The sequence below is a fragment of the Virgibacillus sp. NKC19-3 genome, from assembly GCF_019837165.1.
Taxonomy (GTDB): domain Bacteria; phylum Bacillota; class Bacilli; order Bacillales; family Amphibacillaceae; genus Virgibacillus_L; species Virgibacillus_L saliphilus.
In genome coordinates this window covers 1,886,736-1,903,892 of the sequence record NZ_JAGYHC010000001.1, presented here as the reverse complement: position 1 = coordinate 1,903,892, position 17,157 = coordinate 1,886,736, and the positions used below count along the sequence as shown (strand labels likewise).

General features: G+C 38.4%; 14 protein-coding genes. 6 read left to right on the top strand and 8 right to left on the bottom strand.

Annotated elements, in window-relative coordinates:
• Positions 1–30 precede the first annotated feature (30 nt).
• The 3 genes from polX to zapA all read right to left on the bottom strand — a co-directional run bounded on the left by polX (position 31) and on the right by zapA (position 2,633).
• Positions 31–1,749, bottom strand: coding sequence for a DNA polymerase/3'-5' exonuclease PolX (gene polX, locus KFZ56_RS09110; RefSeq protein ID WP_222641647.1), 1,719 nt, complete (start codon positions 1,747–1,749; stop codon positions 31–33).
• Positions 1,750–1,814: 65 nt separating this feature from the next.
• On the bottom strand, positions 1,815–2,366 hold the full coding sequence (locus tag KFZ56_RS09105) for a CvpA family protein (RefSeq protein ID WP_222641646.1): 552 nt from the start codon (positions 2,364–2,366) through the stop codon (positions 1,815–1,817).
• Between the two features lie 3 nt (positions 2,367–2,369).
• Entirely contained in the window at positions 2,370–2,633 is a 264-nt protein-coding gene (zapA, locus tag KFZ56_RS09100) for a cell division protein ZapA (RefSeq protein WP_222641645.1), read from the bottom strand.
• Positions 2,634–2,805: 172 nt separating this feature from the next.
• Here zapA and rnhC point away from each other — a divergent pair, with 172 nt between their 5' ends.
• Positions 2,806–3,738, top strand: coding sequence for a ribonuclease HIII (gene rnhC, locus KFZ56_RS09095; protein WP_222641644.1), 933 nt, complete (start codon positions 2,806–2,808; stop codon positions 3,736–3,738).
• A 383-nt stretch (positions 3,739–4,121) separates the two neighbouring features.
• On the opposite strand, the gene KFZ56_RS09090 is transcribed toward rnhC, so the two are convergent.
• From KFZ56_RS09090 to KFZ56_RS09075, 4 genes are all read right to left on the bottom strand, one after another.
• Positions 4,122–4,625 (bottom strand): DUF2798 domain-containing protein, encoded by a 504-nt coding sequence (locus KFZ56_RS09090; protein WP_222641643.1) that lies wholly within the window; start codon positions 4,623–4,625, stop codon positions 4,122–4,124.
• A 910-nt stretch (positions 4,626–5,535) separates the two neighbouring features.
• The gene (gene pheT, locus KFZ56_RS09085) at positions 5,536–7,962 is read right to left on the bottom strand and encodes a phenylalanine--tRNA ligase subunit beta (protein ID WP_222641642.1); all 2,427 of its coding nucleotides are present in this window, start codon (positions 7,960–7,962) and stop codon (positions 5,536–5,538) included.
• A gap of 15 nt (positions 7,963–7,977) precedes the next feature.
• Positions 7,978–9,012, bottom strand: coding sequence for a phenylalanine--tRNA ligase subunit alpha (pheS, locus tag KFZ56_RS09080; RefSeq protein WP_222641641.1), 1,035 nt, complete (start codon positions 9,010–9,012; stop codon positions 7,978–7,980).
• 519 nt (positions 9,013–9,531) lie between these two features.
• Positions 9,532–10,305, bottom strand: a complete 774-nt coding sequence (locus tag KFZ56_RS09075) for a TrmH family RNA methyltransferase (protein ID WP_222641640.1) — start codon at positions 10,303–10,305, stop codon at positions 9,532–9,534.
• 100 nt (positions 10,306–10,405) lie between these two features.
• On the opposite strand from KFZ56_RS09075, the gene sspI reads away from it, so the two are divergent.
• The 5 genes from sspI (at position 10,406) to KFZ56_RS09050 (ending at position 15,548) form a co-directional block, all read left to right on the top strand.
• Positions 10,406–10,630 (top strand): small acid-soluble spore protein SspI, encoded by a 225-nt coding sequence (gene sspI / locus KFZ56_RS09070; RefSeq protein ID WP_222641639.1) that lies wholly within the window; start codon positions 10,406–10,408, stop codon positions 10,628–10,630.
• A gap of 250 nt (positions 10,631–10,880) precedes the next feature.
• Positions 10,881–12,473, top strand: coding sequence for a DUF6583 family protein (locus KFZ56_RS09065; protein ID WP_222641638.1), 1,593 nt, complete (start codon positions 10,881–10,883; stop codon positions 12,471–12,473).
• A gap of 51 nt (positions 12,474–12,524) precedes the next feature.
• Positions 12,525–13,748, top strand: a complete 1,224-nt coding sequence (locus KFZ56_RS09060) for an ABC transporter permease (protein WP_222641637.1) — start codon at positions 12,525–12,527, stop codon at positions 13,746–13,748.
• On the top strand, positions 13,745–14,884 hold the full coding sequence (locus tag KFZ56_RS09055; protein WP_222641636.1) for an ABC transporter permease: 1,140 nt from the start codon (positions 13,745–13,747) through the stop codon (positions 14,882–14,884). Before KFZ56_RS09060 ends, KFZ56_RS09055 begins: the two co-directional genes overlap by 4 nt.
• Positions 14,877–15,548 (top strand): ABC transporter ATP-binding protein, encoded by a 672-nt coding sequence (locus KFZ56_RS09050; RefSeq protein WP_222641635.1) that lies wholly within the window; start codon positions 14,877–14,879, stop codon positions 15,546–15,548. Before KFZ56_RS09055 ends, KFZ56_RS09050 begins: the two co-directional genes overlap by 8 nt.
• Positions 15,549–16,011: 463 nt before the next feature.
• Here the strand turns inward: KFZ56_RS09050 and KFZ56_RS09045 are convergent, their stop codons facing one another.
• Positions 16,012–17,097, bottom strand: coding sequence for a M42 family metallopeptidase (locus KFZ56_RS09045; protein WP_222641634.1), 1,086 nt, complete (start codon positions 17,095–17,097; stop codon positions 16,012–16,014).
• Between the last annotated feature and the right edge of the window lie 60 nt (positions 17,098–17,157).

Here is a 17,157-nt window from a genome sequence, read left to right as displayed (position 1 = left end):
CTCTTACTCCTTTAGCGCGTAGCAATATGTTCACTTATTACGATTAAAGTACTCCATTAATTTCTTTTTGGGCCAAGTGTTCATAACGGTTTCTTTTTCTATCCAGCCTTTTCTTGCAGAAGCTACACCATATTCCATATGATCCAACATGGGATAACTATGTGCATCTGTGTTGATCGCTAATGTAACACCTGCAGCTTGTGCTTTACGTGCCCATTCCGATGAAATATCCAAACGGTTTGGATTTGCATTTATTTCTAGTGCTGTGTTCGTTTCTTTAGCTTTTTGAATCAATTTATCCATATCAACGCTGTATCCATCGCGCCGTCCAATTAATCTCCCGGTGGGATGCGCGATTAGGGATACATACGGATTTTCCAGTGCTGCATATAAGCGATCCATTATTTGATATTGCTCCTGGTTGAAATTCGAATGTATAGCCCCGATAACAAAATCCATTTCCTGTATGAAATCACTCGAGAAATCCAGTTCCCCATTTGGTAAAATATCCATTTCCACACCGGAAAATATATGGATATCTCTATATTTCTCATTTAATTTTCCTATTTCCTCACGTTGTTTTCTTAATCTGGTTTCATCCAGACCTCCAGCAACCCGCAAATATTTGGAGTGATCGGTGATTGCCATAAATTCATATCCCTTCATGCGCCCTTGATTCACCATCTCTTCTAATGACTGCGCACCATCACTCCAAGTAGTATGCAAGTGCATGTCACCTCGTATATCGCCTAGATCAATCAAGGAAATGTCTTCTTCAAAGGCTTCGACTTCCCCTGTGTTTTCTCTAACCTCTGGTGGGATATAGGTTAATCCAAAATGGTTGAAAAATTCCTGCTCTGTTGGAAAGGTAAGAATTTCATTTGTTTCTTCTATTTCAATGCCATATTCGTTTATTTTTTCACCACGTGCCTTGGCAAGCTGACGCATTGCTACATTATGCTCTTTTGAACCAGTAAAATGATGCAATGTTGAGGCGAACTCTTCCTTTTTCACGAGTCGGAAATCAACATTTATATCATAAACAGCTTTTAATGTAACAGACACTTTGGTATCTCCCTTTGAAATTACCTCTTTCATATCATCTAATTCTAGCAGAGAATCGCGAACCTTCTCAGGTTCCTCTGTTGCAATGATGAAATCAATATCTTTAATTGTTTCACGCATTCTACGCAAACTGCCGGCACGAGAATAATCTTCCACTTCAGCAATTCCCTGAACATAAGCTTCTATTTTCTCAGCAATAGGAAGCATGATTGCAATCGGTAATCGTTCCGGGCGCTTATCCATATCCCCTAGTGCTATCAAAATCTTCTCTGCTGACTTTTTGCCAAATCCTGCAAGATGCTCCACTTGCTTATTTTCACATGCGGTTTTTAACGATTCCGCATCTGTAACCCCAAGCTCTTTATATAGTTTTGCTAATTTTTTTCCACCTAAACCAGGAAGATCAAGTAATGGTATCAGGCCTGCTGGTACTTCTTTTTCCAGCTGCAGTAATGTTTCGGATCTTCCAGTTTGTACATATTCCTCAATCACCGTACTTGTTCCCTTACCAATTCCATTTAGTTTTGTAAAATCAGCAATTTCCCCAAGTGATCTATCGTCCGCCTCAAGTGCTTGAGCTGCTTTGCGGTATGCAGAAATCTTAAACGGATTCTCTCCTTTGAGTTCGAGATAGAGGGCAATTGTTTCCAGTAGTTTAATAACATCTTTTTTATTAACCTTCATCTATTTACCACCTGCTTATCTTTTCCCCTCTGTTGATGGAGGTTTCTCTAAATATTTATAATAACCTAGTTATTTAAAAAAACAGCTACATGTTCAAACCATAATTCGGCTAGTTTACCTGAGAAATACGGTGTGTTTTCGATTATAAATATTGCTATTGATGAGCCCGTTATCCAGGATTGTACGATTTCAATAGGTGTTAATGCCAGAATGTATAATACAATAAAAAGTATCAGGTAAATTTCTACAAACCCTAATACAGCTCCCAGCACTTTATTTATGGATTTTAAAACTGGTAAATACGCTACAAAATCCAGCATGGAGGCAATGATTTGCAATAATATTTTTACAGCAAAGAAAATAATGGCAAAAGCAATTGCATTATAGAACGCATTTTCAAGGGGTAAAGAATCAAGAAAGTCAGCCCATGCACCGTCAGATAGTTCCGGGTATGGGATCCATAGGGAAAGCTTTGCTCCAAGCTCATCATAGTAAAGGATTGCGGCAACAAACGCTACAATAAAACCGATCAAATGAAAGAGTTGAAGAATAAATCCCCTTTTTAATCCAATCAAAAAACCAAAAATCAGGAATATGATTAAAATGACATCAAACATATTTTACTTATCCTCTTTCCTATTGAGTGAGCCTGCCAATTTAGCATAGTCTTCTTTTAATTTCAAATAATCATTCATTGTATTCACAGCAGTAAGAACAGCAAGTCTCGTTGTATCAAGATGCTTGTTCTGTTCATGAATTTCGTTCATCTTCTGATCTACCAAGCTCGCGACCATACGAACATGTGATACAGATTCCTCACCAATTATTGTATATGTTTTATTATGTATATCCACTGTTATGCGTTGTTTATCACCGTGAGCCACACAGCAGTCCTCCTGCTCGAGAAATATTGTTCACTTTATATTAACATGAAGTGAAGGGATTAGGAAACCACGAAGCACTTAACGTATTAGCGACGCCATTTCTACTTTGCCATTTCAATCCCTCATAAGTTTTGCTATAGTTTAGATATTGGAATAGATTGGAGCGAACATCATGCCACAACGTGTAGATATATTACCACAGGAAACGATTGAAAAAATGAAATATGTTTATCAAAATACATTGACAGCCCCACCTCAAGGGGCAGTATTTCGTGCCAAAACCGCAAATGCCACTGTAACAGCCTATAAATCCGGAAAAGTACTCTTTCAAGGCAGCGCACCAGAGAAAGAAGCACAAAAGTGGGTTAAAAAAACAGATACAGCAGCAAAAAGACAACAACCAAGCAAACAAGGAACAACGGAATACACTCCACCACCTACATTATTCAAACGCAATCATATTGGTTCAGACGAAGCTGGTACAGGAGATTACTTTGGGCCAATTACCGTTGCAGGTGTTTTTATTGAAACCCGTCAAATTGAAGAGTTAAAACGTATAGGTGTCACAGATTCGAAAAAGCTAACAGATTCTTCCATCCGCAAATTGGCCAAGGAAATCGTAAAATTTAAGATCCCCTATTCCTTGCTCGTTTTGCATAATGAAAAATATAACAAACTCCAACGTCAAGGATGGACGCAAGGAAAAATGAAAGCCGTACTGCATCAGCAAGTTATCAATAATCTTATGAAGAAAATAGGTAATCAGCCGGTCGACGGGATCATCATTGATCAATTTTGCGAGCCGTCGATGTTTAAGAAACATATTTCATCTGAAAATCAAACGCTAGCGGAAAATACGTATTTTATGACAAAAGCTGAAAGTTACTCAATCGCAGTTGCTGCAGGATCCATTATCGCCCGAACTAGTTTTTTGAAGGAAATGGATAAACTGTCCGAACAATTGGGCGTTCCCCTGCCAAAAGGCGCTTCCAAAAAAGTCGACCAAACCATAGCAAAAATAATCAACTCCCAAGGGGAAGCAATATTGGACACTTGTGCAAAAACGCATTTTGCTAATACAAAAAAGGCAAGAATGTATATATAGAAGCGACACGATGGTTGTAGTAAGTAGTTCACTTACTGTGACGAAAACCAAGTCACATAAATCAGCTCAACGTTTAGACATTGCGTATAAAATATGTGATTGGAATCGCCTCATATATATAAGGTGATTCCAAATTTCTCCTGAATTTCACAATACATCCTGAATATTTATGTTAAAATAAATATGTATTCCTAAATTAACGAAAAATTATATGAAGGGTATTCAACAAACGATCCAGATTGTGGAAGAAACAAGTTTTGGTATTATGCTAAAATTAAGAAGACATTGTGAAGAGATATACCTAATGTAACGGATGCAATTAGTAAATTAAAAGCCGATAGGTTATAAAAAAACCTATCGGCTATGACTATGTTTAATACTTATCAAAGATTAACAGCCTTTGCTTTACTTGCTTGTTTTGAATGTAATTTTTTCATTGCAAATCTTGCAATGGGCTGTGCAATTAACAACTCAATCCAAAATGCTACACCAAAGTTCCTAAACCAACTATGAAAAAAGTTCTGAAAAGGTTCAAGGCTTATTTGTTGCGAGCCAAACCAAGTTCCGATAATTGTAAGAAGAATAGATAAGACTGTAACATTCAATAAAGTATTTAATAAAATTCTGGCATTAAATCCATCTGTTTTTCCCACAAATTTTGGCATCACTTTACCAATTAATGGTCCCGCAACAAACCTTACTAATATGATGACGATAATCCACATAATCGGAATAACCTTTAAGGTTTCCAAGTAATTTTCCTTACTGAAACTGAATTCCATCCCCATAATAATCGGTGCGATAGTGTTGACGGAAATAATCGAAATAATCAACATAAATATTATGCCTTCATTTGGGCTTTGAGGCAGTCTATCTTCCCTATGCATATTTTCACCCTCCGAAAAAATAAAAATTTCAGATGGCAGACGTATCATTCGACATATATTTTTGGTTCGTAAAACTCATACCAATATCTCTACACACTGATTATTTAATTATAAACAGATTTTCAAATGAATTCTAGTCTTGAAAAAAGTGAATATATGTGAGCAAAAATGGATTGTGTTGTTTAACTAATCTCCCCTTACTTCAATAACGATATCCAACAATCGGGGCGCGATTGTTGGATAATATTAAAAAAGAACAACTCAGTAACATATTAACTGAGCTGTTTATTTGTATGCCAAATTCCACTGAAAAGCAATGTGTTTTTAATGCATCACTTTCCTTTTAATTAACTTGTTAATGACTATCTAAAAGAGTTGCTGTTTGATAAGAAAATCATACTGAGATTTTTCATTTTCTCCACGGTAAGCGAACTACTTACGATTGTAGTCGTGTAGTTTTTTCAATACTTTTTGACAAAATAGATAGAAACTGCGACGTAGTGTGCCATACTCTTTCCAAGCATTGGTTGAGAGCGTAGGGATACCGCTACGGAAACACATTTCGCTTTCCGCGGGGGCTGATGAGCCTCCTCGTGCTAACCGCACTTCGGTGTCTCATCTAGGCCTTTGCTCCCGCAGGAGTCTACATGTGTTTCCTCCGCTGGTGGTCCAATTCCTACCATTAAACTGCATTTGTAAGCATATCAGACATATCGAGGCTCTCTTACCAGTTCGGTGTTGAATACGAATGAATTTTAGCGACAGAAACTGTGACATTTCCGTAGCGGTATCCCTGCGCTTAACTATCATTAGAACGAGAACCTTCTCATAAAGTTACTTTCACTACGTCGCAGTTTCTATCAACTTCGATGATTTACAAGCACCAATCTTTATTAAAAATCCCCTTTACCTAGGATCGAACATATGCATTAAATGTAGCATTTACTTTTTCAACAATTTCCTGATATGACTGCTCTACTTCATCATCCTGTAATGTTTTGTCTGGATGTTGATACAGCAGACTATAAGCAATCGATTTTTTGCCTTCGGGTACATTCTCGCCTTGATAAACATCAAAAATCTCTACATTTTTTACAAGCGGGGACCCTACTTCTTCAATCATTTCTTTTACTTCCCCGGCTACTACTTCTTCATCGAGAATAAAGGCAATATCTCTTGCAATGGATGGATATTTAGGTATTTCCTGATAGGTCGGATGATTCGTATAAGCTGCCAGAACTTCCTCCATGTTCACATCAAATACATATGTTTCTTTTAGATCCATATCCTTTTCTATTTGTGGATGAAGTTGTCCCATAAATCCAATCACCTTATCACGTAAAAGCAAGGTTGCAGTCCGACCAGGGTGCATGTCAGGAAGTTTTTCCTGTTTAAATGTAACCGGGATTTCAAGGTAATCAAACAATCCTTCGAGCACCCCTTTCACCACATAGAAATCAACAACTTTTTTCTCTTGCTGCCATGGTTGTTCCATCCAATTTCCTGTTAATGCACCAGCTAAACGCAATGGTTCATCCGGTTGTTCTCTTAACACGTTTTCATCTGAAATAAATATGGCACCAAGTTCATAATAACTCAAATCAGATTGATTTCTGGCCTTGTTATAAGCAAGCGTAGCTAATAATTCCGGCAATAAGCTTAGTCGCAAATATTTATGGTCCTCACTCATTGGCATTGCCAGCTCAACCGAATTCGGAGATGTTGCTTTTATTTCCGGACTGATCAACATTGAAATATTATCCTCGCTGGTCAAAGAATGTGTAATAGTTTCCATCAGTCCAGCACTTTCAAGATAATTTTTCACCTTTCGTTTGAGTCGCTGACGTTCGGTTAAACCTCCGGCATGTGACTTACCGAATGGTAATGTGAATGGTAGATGGTCATACCCGTAAATCCGAGCAACTTCTTCCAGCATGTCTTCAAAAATCTGAATATCCTGACGTCGTGTCGGAGCATAAACGGTAAAGTTTTTATCATTCTGTTTGAAGTTGAAACGCAGCTTATTTAAAATATGGACGATCTCCTGGTTTGAAATAGTTGTTCCCAGTCGTTGATTAATTTCATCCAGATTTATTTCTACCGTTTTTTCGGAATGATCTAATTTATCAATTTCCACAACATTTGCGAGTACCTCTCCTCCAGCATATTGCCGTAATAACTGAGATGCTCTAAACCCTGCTGATTTCACACGATTGGGATCCACTCCTTTTTCAAACCGGGTACTGGATTCACTGCGAAGACCAGTATCTCTCACTGTCTTTCTTACCGCAGCTGACGCAAAATACGCCGCTTCCAATAAAACAGTAGTCGTATCTTCTGTTACTTCTGTACTTGCTCCCCCCATTACTCCAGCTAATGCAATTGGATCGGTTCCATTCGTAATCACGAGATTTTCTTCGGATAATATCCTTTCTTTCCCGTCTAAGGTAACAAGCTGCTCTCCTTGTCTAGCACGTCGCGTTAAAATTTTTTCAGATTCTAGGCGATCGTAATCAAAAGCATGTAGTGGCTGCCCGTATTCAAGTAATACAAAATTCGTAATATCTACTACATTGTTTATGGGACGTATCCCTGCAGCCATCAGATAGTTAGCAATCCATGGTGGCGAAGGTTTTATTTCAATATTTCGAATTACAAAAGCACCATAATATGGATTTAATTCTGTATCTTCTACCTCTACATCGATATATGCATTCGCATCTTCTTCACTTACTTCTACATCTTCACGAGGTAAGAGAATGGATTTATCTAAAATAGCTGCTACTTCATAAGCAACACCTAGCATGGATAAACTATCAGCCCGGTTTGGAGTTAAATCAAGTTCCAGCACTACATCATCCAGATTTAAGATCGGACGAACACTTTCACCAATTAAGACATCGTCAGGAAGGACCATAATTCCATCTGAAATCTCTTTTGGCAGATATTTTTCTTTCAGGCCTAATTCTTGCATGGAACAAATCATACCATTTGACTGGACGCCACGCAGTTTCGTTTTTTTGATTTTAACATTTCCGGGTAAAACAGCACCAGGCTTCGCAACAGCTACCTTTTGGCCTTGCCTGATATTTGGAGCTCCACATATGATTTGCAGTTTCTCCTCTCCAACATCAACGCTGCAAAGACTTAGCTTATCCGCATTCGGATGTTCTTCGCAAGTTTCCACATACCCAATAACCACATCTTTGATTTCTTCAGCCATATATTCAATTCCATCGACTTCAATTCCAGACTTGGTAATTGCCTCCGCAAGTTCCTGGGGACTTAAGTGTCCTAAATCAACATAATTCCTTAACCAATTTAATGATACGAACATCAATACTTTCCTCCTCTATGCTTTATGGTATTGTTTTAAAAATCGTTTATCATTGGTATAAAATTGACGAATATCATTCACGCCATACTTCAACATAGCGATACGGTCAGGTCCCATACCGAAAGCAAAACCACTATAGACTTTCGAATCAAATCCAGCCATTTCCAGGACGTTGGGATGAACCATACCACCACCTAAAATTTCGATCCAACCCGAGTTTTTACATACAGAACAGCCCTCTCCATCGCAAACTTTGCAGGAAATATCCATTTCGACGGAAGGCTCTGTAAACGGGAAGAAACTTGGACGCAGTCGTATTTCACGATCTTCTCCAAACATCTTTTTAGCAAATACATCTAATATTCCTTTCAAGTCGCTCATCCGCACATGCTTGTCTACATAAAGTCCTTCCATTTGAGTAAATTGATGGGAGTGTGTCGCATCGTCTGTATCCCGTCTGTAAACTTTGCCTGGACAAATCATTTTCACTGTATCCCCGCCATCATAAGAACGCATCGTTCTTGCCTGGACAGGCGAGGTATGTGTACGTAATAACAAGTCATTTGTAATGTAAAATGTGTCATGCATATCTCTTGCAGGGTGACCTTCAGGTAAATTCAATGCTTCGAAATTAAAGTAATCCGTTTCTACTTCAGGGCCTTCCTTTACCTCAAAGCCCATTCCGATAAATAAGTCTTCAATCTCTTCAATAATCTTCGTTAATAAATGCGGCCCACCTACTTGCACTGGGCGTCCAGGTAACGTCACATCAATGGTTTCTCCTTCTAATTGTTTTTCAAGCTCTTGCTTCTCTAATTCTTCGTTTTTTTGCTCCAGGCTTTTAGTTATCGTCTCCCTTACCTGGTTGGCAATTTCCCCAACAGCAGGTCGCTCTTCTTTGGAAAGTTTCCCCATGCCTCTTAACACACTGGTTAACGAACCTTTTTTGCCTAAATAAGCTACTTTTATATCCTGAAGCTGTTTTAGCTCATCTGCCTTAGCAATATTTTCCAGTGCCTCTGTTTGTATTGCTTCCAATTGATCTTTCATCCAATGATTACCTCCTTAAAATAAATGGGTCATTTCATAAGTTTTGTTATTTTTCGCAGTTGATGGAAATGGTGGCATATAATGAAATTAACATTGATGCTTTAACCCCCGCTTCGGAAACACATTTCACTGGAAGTGGGTTTAAAATATCAACGTCCCTCCCCAGTTCGGGGCAGCAAATGGTGGTTATAACAAATAAGTAACGACGTCGCAGTTTATTTTTTATCGAAAAACAACAAACTTGTAAAAGCCAAAATAAAAACAGCCTCCATTCCCTAAAAGGGACGAGGCTGTTTATTCGCGGTACCACCCTTGTTGATACATACGTATCCAACTTTGATATGATAACGGATAGAAGTCCGGAACACCTTTACTTATTTCTACAAGGTCTAAGTGTCAGCTCCAGAGTGAAATAATAACATTTAATACGGTAGAAATGCTCTCAGTCCAGGCACTTCTTCCCTTTCCCGCTGCTAAATTGTTATTTGACTCTTTCGATGCTTGTGTTATGCATTATTACTATATATTATAATTAGTTTCGTTCGAATCTGCAACTAATTTAACATGATACATTAAAATACCTGCAGCGACACTGACATTAAGCGATTCGGCCTTGCCATAAATCGGGATAGTTACAATCGTATCTGCAAGTTGCAGTAATTCAGTTTGTAATCCGGATCCCTCATTTCCAACCATTAGTGCAAGTTTATCATTCGTTGCCATTTCATAATAAGGTTTTGCATTATCTGACAGTGCTGTTGCCCATACATGAAACCCATGTTGTTTCAATTCCATTATTTCGTCCTTGAGGTTTGCCTGAAAAATAGGCACATGAAACAAAGATCCCTGTGTTGCTCGAATCACTTTGTCATTATATAAATCAACTGTATCATTACCTAAGACAATTCCATCAAACCCACTAGCATCCGCAGTTCGAACCATTGTTCCCAGATTACCGGGATCTTGCACGGCATCAATTAATAGCAAATGATTACCTGCTGGCTTAACCGGGCAACTCATTTTCACAACTGCAGCTATTCCCTGTGGTGTTTTTGTTTGAGAAATATACTGAAAAACGGGATCACTGACGAATTCAACGGGTAATTCTCCGCTCCAATATGGTAATTCAAGCGCATCAATCACAATGATTTCTTCTATTATCCAGTCACTTTTCCAAGCTTCTTCCACTAAATGAAGCCCTTCGATAAGAAATGTTCCAGAATGGATACGTTCTTTTCTTTTATGTAGCTTCCGCCATGCTTTTACTTTATTATTCCTTATTGATGTAATCATGTCATTCAATCCTCTTCCTTATGTCTCTTTTTATCATACATATTATTACTGGTACTGGTCAAACTATCCTTAAGCGAATTTTATAAATGAGGTGAATGAAATGGACTTAAACTTGCGTAAAGCCATCTTATCCAACATTGCTACAAATGATCAAGATCAGCTAGAAGCAACCATAGTTGATGCCATCCAAGAAGGGGAAGAGAAAATGCTCCCCGGACTCGGCGTTATCTTTGAATTAATATGGAAGCAAGCAGATGAACAAGAGAAACAAACCATGGTTGACACATTGGAGCAAGGTGTTAAACAAGCGGTAGACGGACAATAAGTAAACAAAAAAAGCTGGGACCAAACAAAAGTGTTTATACTAAATAAACGAACCTTTCCAAAGCAATGTATGTTCGAAATTTAGATGGTAAAAACACTTTTGTTCCAGTCTTTTTGAAATCATTCGTTTCATGAAAAATTTGACTATATTTGTCGTAAATGCTATAAAATTACCATATACTTTATTGTATTGGTCTTTTTTATTTCTAATACATATAATGATAAGGTGCAAAAAAGAAAGGAGAGGCGTAATGGGGGAAACAGTGGATAACGAGGAGAAGAAAAAGGGCTTTTCCAAAGGTTTAATTGCTATTATCATTACAGTCGTTGTTGTCGCTGGCGGAAGTGTAGCAGCTTTTGTTCTATTAAATTTTTCGGAAAAAGAGCAGTACTTTTTAGCAGAGAAAAACACAGTGGAATTTATGGGCGAAAAATTCGAAGAACGTTATCAGCAGGAACTGGACTGGATAGACCATTCCCAGGAAAACCCTGTAAAACAAACGTTGGAACTAGCTGCAGAATATAACGACCCGAATGAAACGAGTGGTATGGGTGCAGTTAGTCCTTCCCAGATCATAAACAATTCAACTATTTCGATAACGGGTGCCAGTGATATGGAAAATGAGCAAGCATCTGCTGAACTCCAGGCAAATATTGGAGGAATGGAGATAGACGACTTTGACTTCTATGTAACAGCAGATGAGGTAACGGCTGGTCTGCCCTTTATGGATGAATTGCTTCAGTTAAGAGATGAAGATTTTGGAAATCTGATGCAAAAATTAGATCCCAATGCTTTTACAGGTGAGGAAAGTATGAATTTGGAAAGCTTATTTGAAGGTACAGATGCATTCAATGAAGATATCGAATATTTCCAAGAGGAATATGGAAAAATGGTATACAATGAAACCCCTGATGATGCATTTGAATCTACAGATGAAACCATTCAGGTAGATGACGAATCGCTGGATACAGAAAAAATTACCTTTCATCTTACAGAAAAGCAGTTAAAAGAAATAATGACCACCGTTTTGGAAAAAATGCAACAGGATGAGAAAATCAAAGAAATGATGCGAGATCAATTTGTAGCGGGGGCTATGGGGACACCAGCTATGGGGACACCAGCTATGGACGATGAATTCGATCAATTTATAAATGAATATGAAACAGCCATAGGTGAAGCGATCAATGGTTTAGAAGATTTTCAGATTCCTGATGGGTTGACTTCCACCATCTGGGTCTATGATGACGTGATTGCCCAACGTGAATTCCAAGTAGATATGGGATCTACTGCCGAGGATCTAGTAAGCTTCACTGTAAACGGAACACAACTGCTTCAGGATGATAACCAAACCTTTAACTACGATCTAGGAGTCTCAGACTCTATTACAGATGGTACTGCAAATATTGCAGGTAATCTATCCTGGGAAGACGATAATGCCACAGACTCTATTAATCTAACAGTAGAAGACGTCACACTGACTTATGAAGGCAAAGAATCGCTAAATGATGGCACAAGAGATTTTGATCGAACATTTTCCTTTGACCAAGCTGGAACGAGTGGAATGCTAATCTGGTCCGGCTCTTCAGCATATGATAACGATCAAATGAACTCCGAACATCATTTTTCCATGGAAAGCCCGGAAATTAGCCAAGATATGTTTGCGCTACAAGTGATGATTGATTCGGAAACTATTGACAGTGTTGAAATGCCTAATGAAGAGAATATAAAGGATTTAGGTAGTATGAGTGAAAATGAACTTACGGATTTTCTTGAACATGAAATCACACCACAATTTCAAGCGTGGTTATTTGGTCTAATGGGAGGCGGACCAGGGCTCCCATAAATGTACCTTTGGTTAATGACTTGAAACATGAAATGAAACGGGAGTGGAACCATGCATTCCATCAAACATAGTCTATTATTTATGAAGAATCATATTATGCAGCTCAGGAGGAAGTGGCTCTCACTTCCTCTTCTTTTCATTTTTCCTATTTTCATCGTGGGGTTGATTGCAACAATTGTTATTACACTCATTCTCCCACCTGAAGATAATCCCGTTCATGTAGGATTGGTAGATTTAGATCAATCCAATGAAACGCAATTAATGGTAGAATTTATTGATGAATCGTCCCTTTTGGGCGAATATATTCAAATACATAGTATGTCAGAAGACGAAGCAGTTGAAGCGATTGAACGTAATGAACTGAGTGCATATGTTATGTTTCCTGATAACTTTACCGATCATTTATATCAGGGAACCTCCGTTGAATTTCCGGTCATTGGTAACCCCGAGGCACCTACGGAGAGTTACGTCATTCACGAGCTCATCGATAGTGTTACGAGGCATATCAGTACGGCGCAGGCAAATATTCTAACAATCAATCACTACGGACGTGAATTAGGTTTGAACGCAGACGAGCGCAATGATTTGTTGTTTGATCAATTTCAGGAATTTCTTTTTTATACTATTGGAAAAGACAGAATCATGAATGATGAGCAAGTATCCAATCATGCTACGAGTTCACCTGTTCATTATTATGGAGTCGCTGGATGGTTTATTATAGTCACGCTTTGGCTTTTCAGCATTTATAATTTTCTAAGCAAAGAAGAAAACCTACGCATGAAGCAGCGAATGAAGCTTTATGGTGTTACGGAAATCAGACAAATATTTGCAAAAATATGTGTTACACTACTGGTAATTTTCGTTTTTGCAGTTGCTTCTTTTGTGCTTTTAGGGCGTGCACTACATTTTGACTTGATTGTTGATGATTATCTACGCATTGTGCTGATTACACTTTTATATAGTATTGTATTACTGCAAAGTTTTGCTATTGTGGAAATGGCCCTACCGTCACAGAAGCTTCGTTTACTCATTCAATCATTGATATGTGGGATATTGCTATTGAGTAGCGGTGCCATTATTCCAACTATCTATTTTCCATTACATATACAGGACGTACTGATGTATAGCTTTTCCCATGAAGCGTTTAACGGATTGCAGGAAATCCTGCTGCGCGGGCGTCTGTATGCAAATTATATTCCATTACTCTTGATGAATTTAGTTTCGCTTTTTATCTTACTTGGATTTTCGCTGTGGAAGGAGCGTTTAAAGGAATGAGCAGCATATTTCAAACACGTCTGATGCATTGGAAAAAACAATGGCCCACCGTCCTGTTTTGGCTTCTTTTTCCTATCATTGCAGCAAGCATTATTGTTCATGCCACGGAAGTTGTCCAAGAGGAAAGTAAAATTCCAGTTGGTGTTGCAATGGAAGAAAAGACACCGCTCGCTTTGGACCTTTTACAATCCCTGAAAGAAACACCTCTACTTCGCATTTATGAAACAACACAGGAGGAGGGGCTTCTGCTGTTGGAGAGACATGAGTTAGATAGTGTTTTCATTATCCAGGAAGGGTACGCAGAACAAGTACAAAGCGGTAGCCGTAATCGGTTAATTACAAGCTATCAATCGGATCTCTCATTTGCATATACACCGGTACGGGAAATGATGATCTCTTATGTACAACAAGATACAGCTAGAACAAAGGCAGCGAACACAGTCGATAATTTGAGTGAAAGGTATAATCCAAAGCAACGATGGACCCAAGAAGAAGTTGCAGAAAAAAGCAAACAAATAGAAGCAGATGAAAATTTATTGCATACGACGTTTTCTTTTTCTGGAGAAGATGAAAAGGCAGAAATGGGAGGCAATGATGTAACAATATGGAACATATGGGGCCTGTGGGCGGTTTTCAGTGTGCTATCCACACTTCTTCTGTTTGATTGGGTTATTAAAGAACAAAGGCCAAGCCTGCGATCACGTTTTGCATTTATACGTATGCCGTTTAAAGCTTACTTACTGCAAAACGTTTTATTATATACAGTTCTGCTATTTGGTATAGATCTTGTGGCTGTACTAACTTTCTATTTGCTTCATGATGAACAGATGAGTATATCATTTATTGGCACATTGCTGATCTATCGTTTCACACTGATTACAGGTTCTTTTGTACTGGCATTGGCCTTTCAACATCTATACCAGTACTATAGCATTTCCTTTGCTCTTACATTGGTTATTGCTATTACAAGCGGGGCTATAATACCTGTCGATGGGATTACAAATTACTTCGAATGGCTGGAATACATGAACCCACTGGAGCCTTTTCTATCAGGTAGTAGTGTGAATCTGTGGTTATTCCTATCACTCATCATCATCCTACTTTGGTACGTAAGAAGGGAGAAAACCAATGCTTAATGTGAATACTTTATCTAAAACATACGGAAAAAAATCGATTTTAAAAAATATATCTTTCGCAGCAAAGGAGGGTGAAATTATTGGACTGGTGGGTGAGAATGGTGCAGGAAAATCAACCCTACTCCATATTATTGCAACATTGCAAAAGCCTACAAACGGATCTCTTTGCTTATATGACATGCCTTATCATAAACATAAAAAGGATATCCGAAAACAAATTGGCTTTGTTCCACAGGATATTGCCATTTGGGATGAGTTTACCGTAGAAGAAAATATGGTTTTTTTCGAAAAACTTTCCTGGAAAAAGAAAGCTAAAAATGAGCTAAACCAAATTTGTCTGGATATGAAGCTTAATAAATGGAAAGAGCCTGTTAAAGCATTATCTGGTGGGATGAAACGAAAATTAAATCTAGCAATCAGCCTCATCCACGACCCTACCCTCTTATTATTGGATGAACCTACTGTTGGTATTGACTTGAAATCACGCAAAGAAATTGGAGCCTATTTAAACAAACTGGCGCTCGAAAAAGGGACATTAATCATTTATACAAGTCATGATATGGACGAGATTATCAGCTTATGTGATCGTGTCATATGTATAGGTGAAGACCCTTTTTATGAAGAGATTCTTAAAGAAGCCGGCAAAGAAATAATTTCGTCGTAATGGTCCCTATTGCCCTAACCACAATTATAGTAAAATAGATCAATCTCCAACTATTATCCACTGGATGATTCAGCATGTAGAGGGATGCTTGGGGAATAGATTAATATTTCACAACGACATCGTACCGATGGTTATGGATTCTTATTTAACACGTAAAACGGCTGGGACAAAAATGTTTTTAATAAATGAATTCCGAACATACACCGCTTCTAAAAATATTCGTCGCGCACCTTAAGGCGGCTATGAGCCTCCCGCCGAAGTCTTTGTAATATTCCCAGAAACGTTCGCTTTCTTAGTTAAACACTTTTGTTTTGTCCCAGCCTCTCTTTCCTACGGATAGACGCTGTTCGAAAGTATTGTTACTTTTGAATCTTCGCAGTTGATCGCTTTTATGGCCAAAAGCAACAAATGATTTCGACAGGACGAACCTTTGGTATAGTCTAAATCTTTTAGAAAACAGCTTTTAAGATAACACAATATCTTTTACGGTGTCTTTGTCTAATTTCTTAATCGCTTCTACAATTAATTTAACTGCGTTTTCAAAGTCATCACGATGTAAAATAGCGGCATGTGTGTGAATATAACGTGTGGCAATCGTGATGGATAAGGACGGTACACCGTTTGCTGTCAGATGGATGGAGCCAGAGTCTGTTCCACCGCCTGCCATTGTGGCGTACTGATATGGTATCTCATGCTCATCCGCTGTATTTACAATGAACTCACGCACCCCTTTATGTGAAATCATAGATGCATCATATAAAATAATTTGCGGACCTTTTCCTAATTTACTAGCTGCATCCTTATCAGAGATACCAGGTGTATCACCAGCGATACCTACATCCACACCAAATCCGATATCCGGCTCAATGGCATGTGCAGAAGTTTTGGCACCACGCAGTCCAACTTCTTCTTGAATCGTTCCTACACCATAAACAATATTGGGATGATCTACGTCTTTCAGCTGTTTTAATACCTCAATAGCAATAGCGATTCCGATTCGATTATCCCAAGCTTTTGCCAACAACATTTTCTCGTTTTTTAATGGTGTAAACTCAAAATAAGGAACAACGGCGTTACCCGGTATTACACCAAATTCCGCTGCTTCTTCTTTGCTTGATGCTCCAATATCGATAAACATTTCTTTTATATCAACCGGCTTTTTTCGTTCCTCTGCAGAAAGGACATGTGGTGGTTTTGAACCAATGACCCCTGTCACATCTCCATTTTTCCCCATAATGGTTACACGCTGTGCTAGCATCACCTGATTCCACCAGCCTCCAACTGTCTGGAAATAAACAAATCCATTATCATCAATCCGGGTTACCATAAAACCAATTTCATCCAAGTGTCCTGCAATCATAATTTTGGGGCCATTCTTAGTGCCTGTCTTTTTAGCAATTAAGCTTCCCAGATTATCTGTGAATATTTCATCCGCATAAGGCTTAATATAACGTTCCATCGCATCTCTAGCTTCTTTTTCGTTTCCTGGAATACCCCTTGCATCTGTTAAATCTTTTAACATGGTTAGTGTCTCATCTGATTTTACCATATGTACCTAATTCCTCCTTATGTTTTATAATTATACCTGCATTTTATGAAAGAACCAACT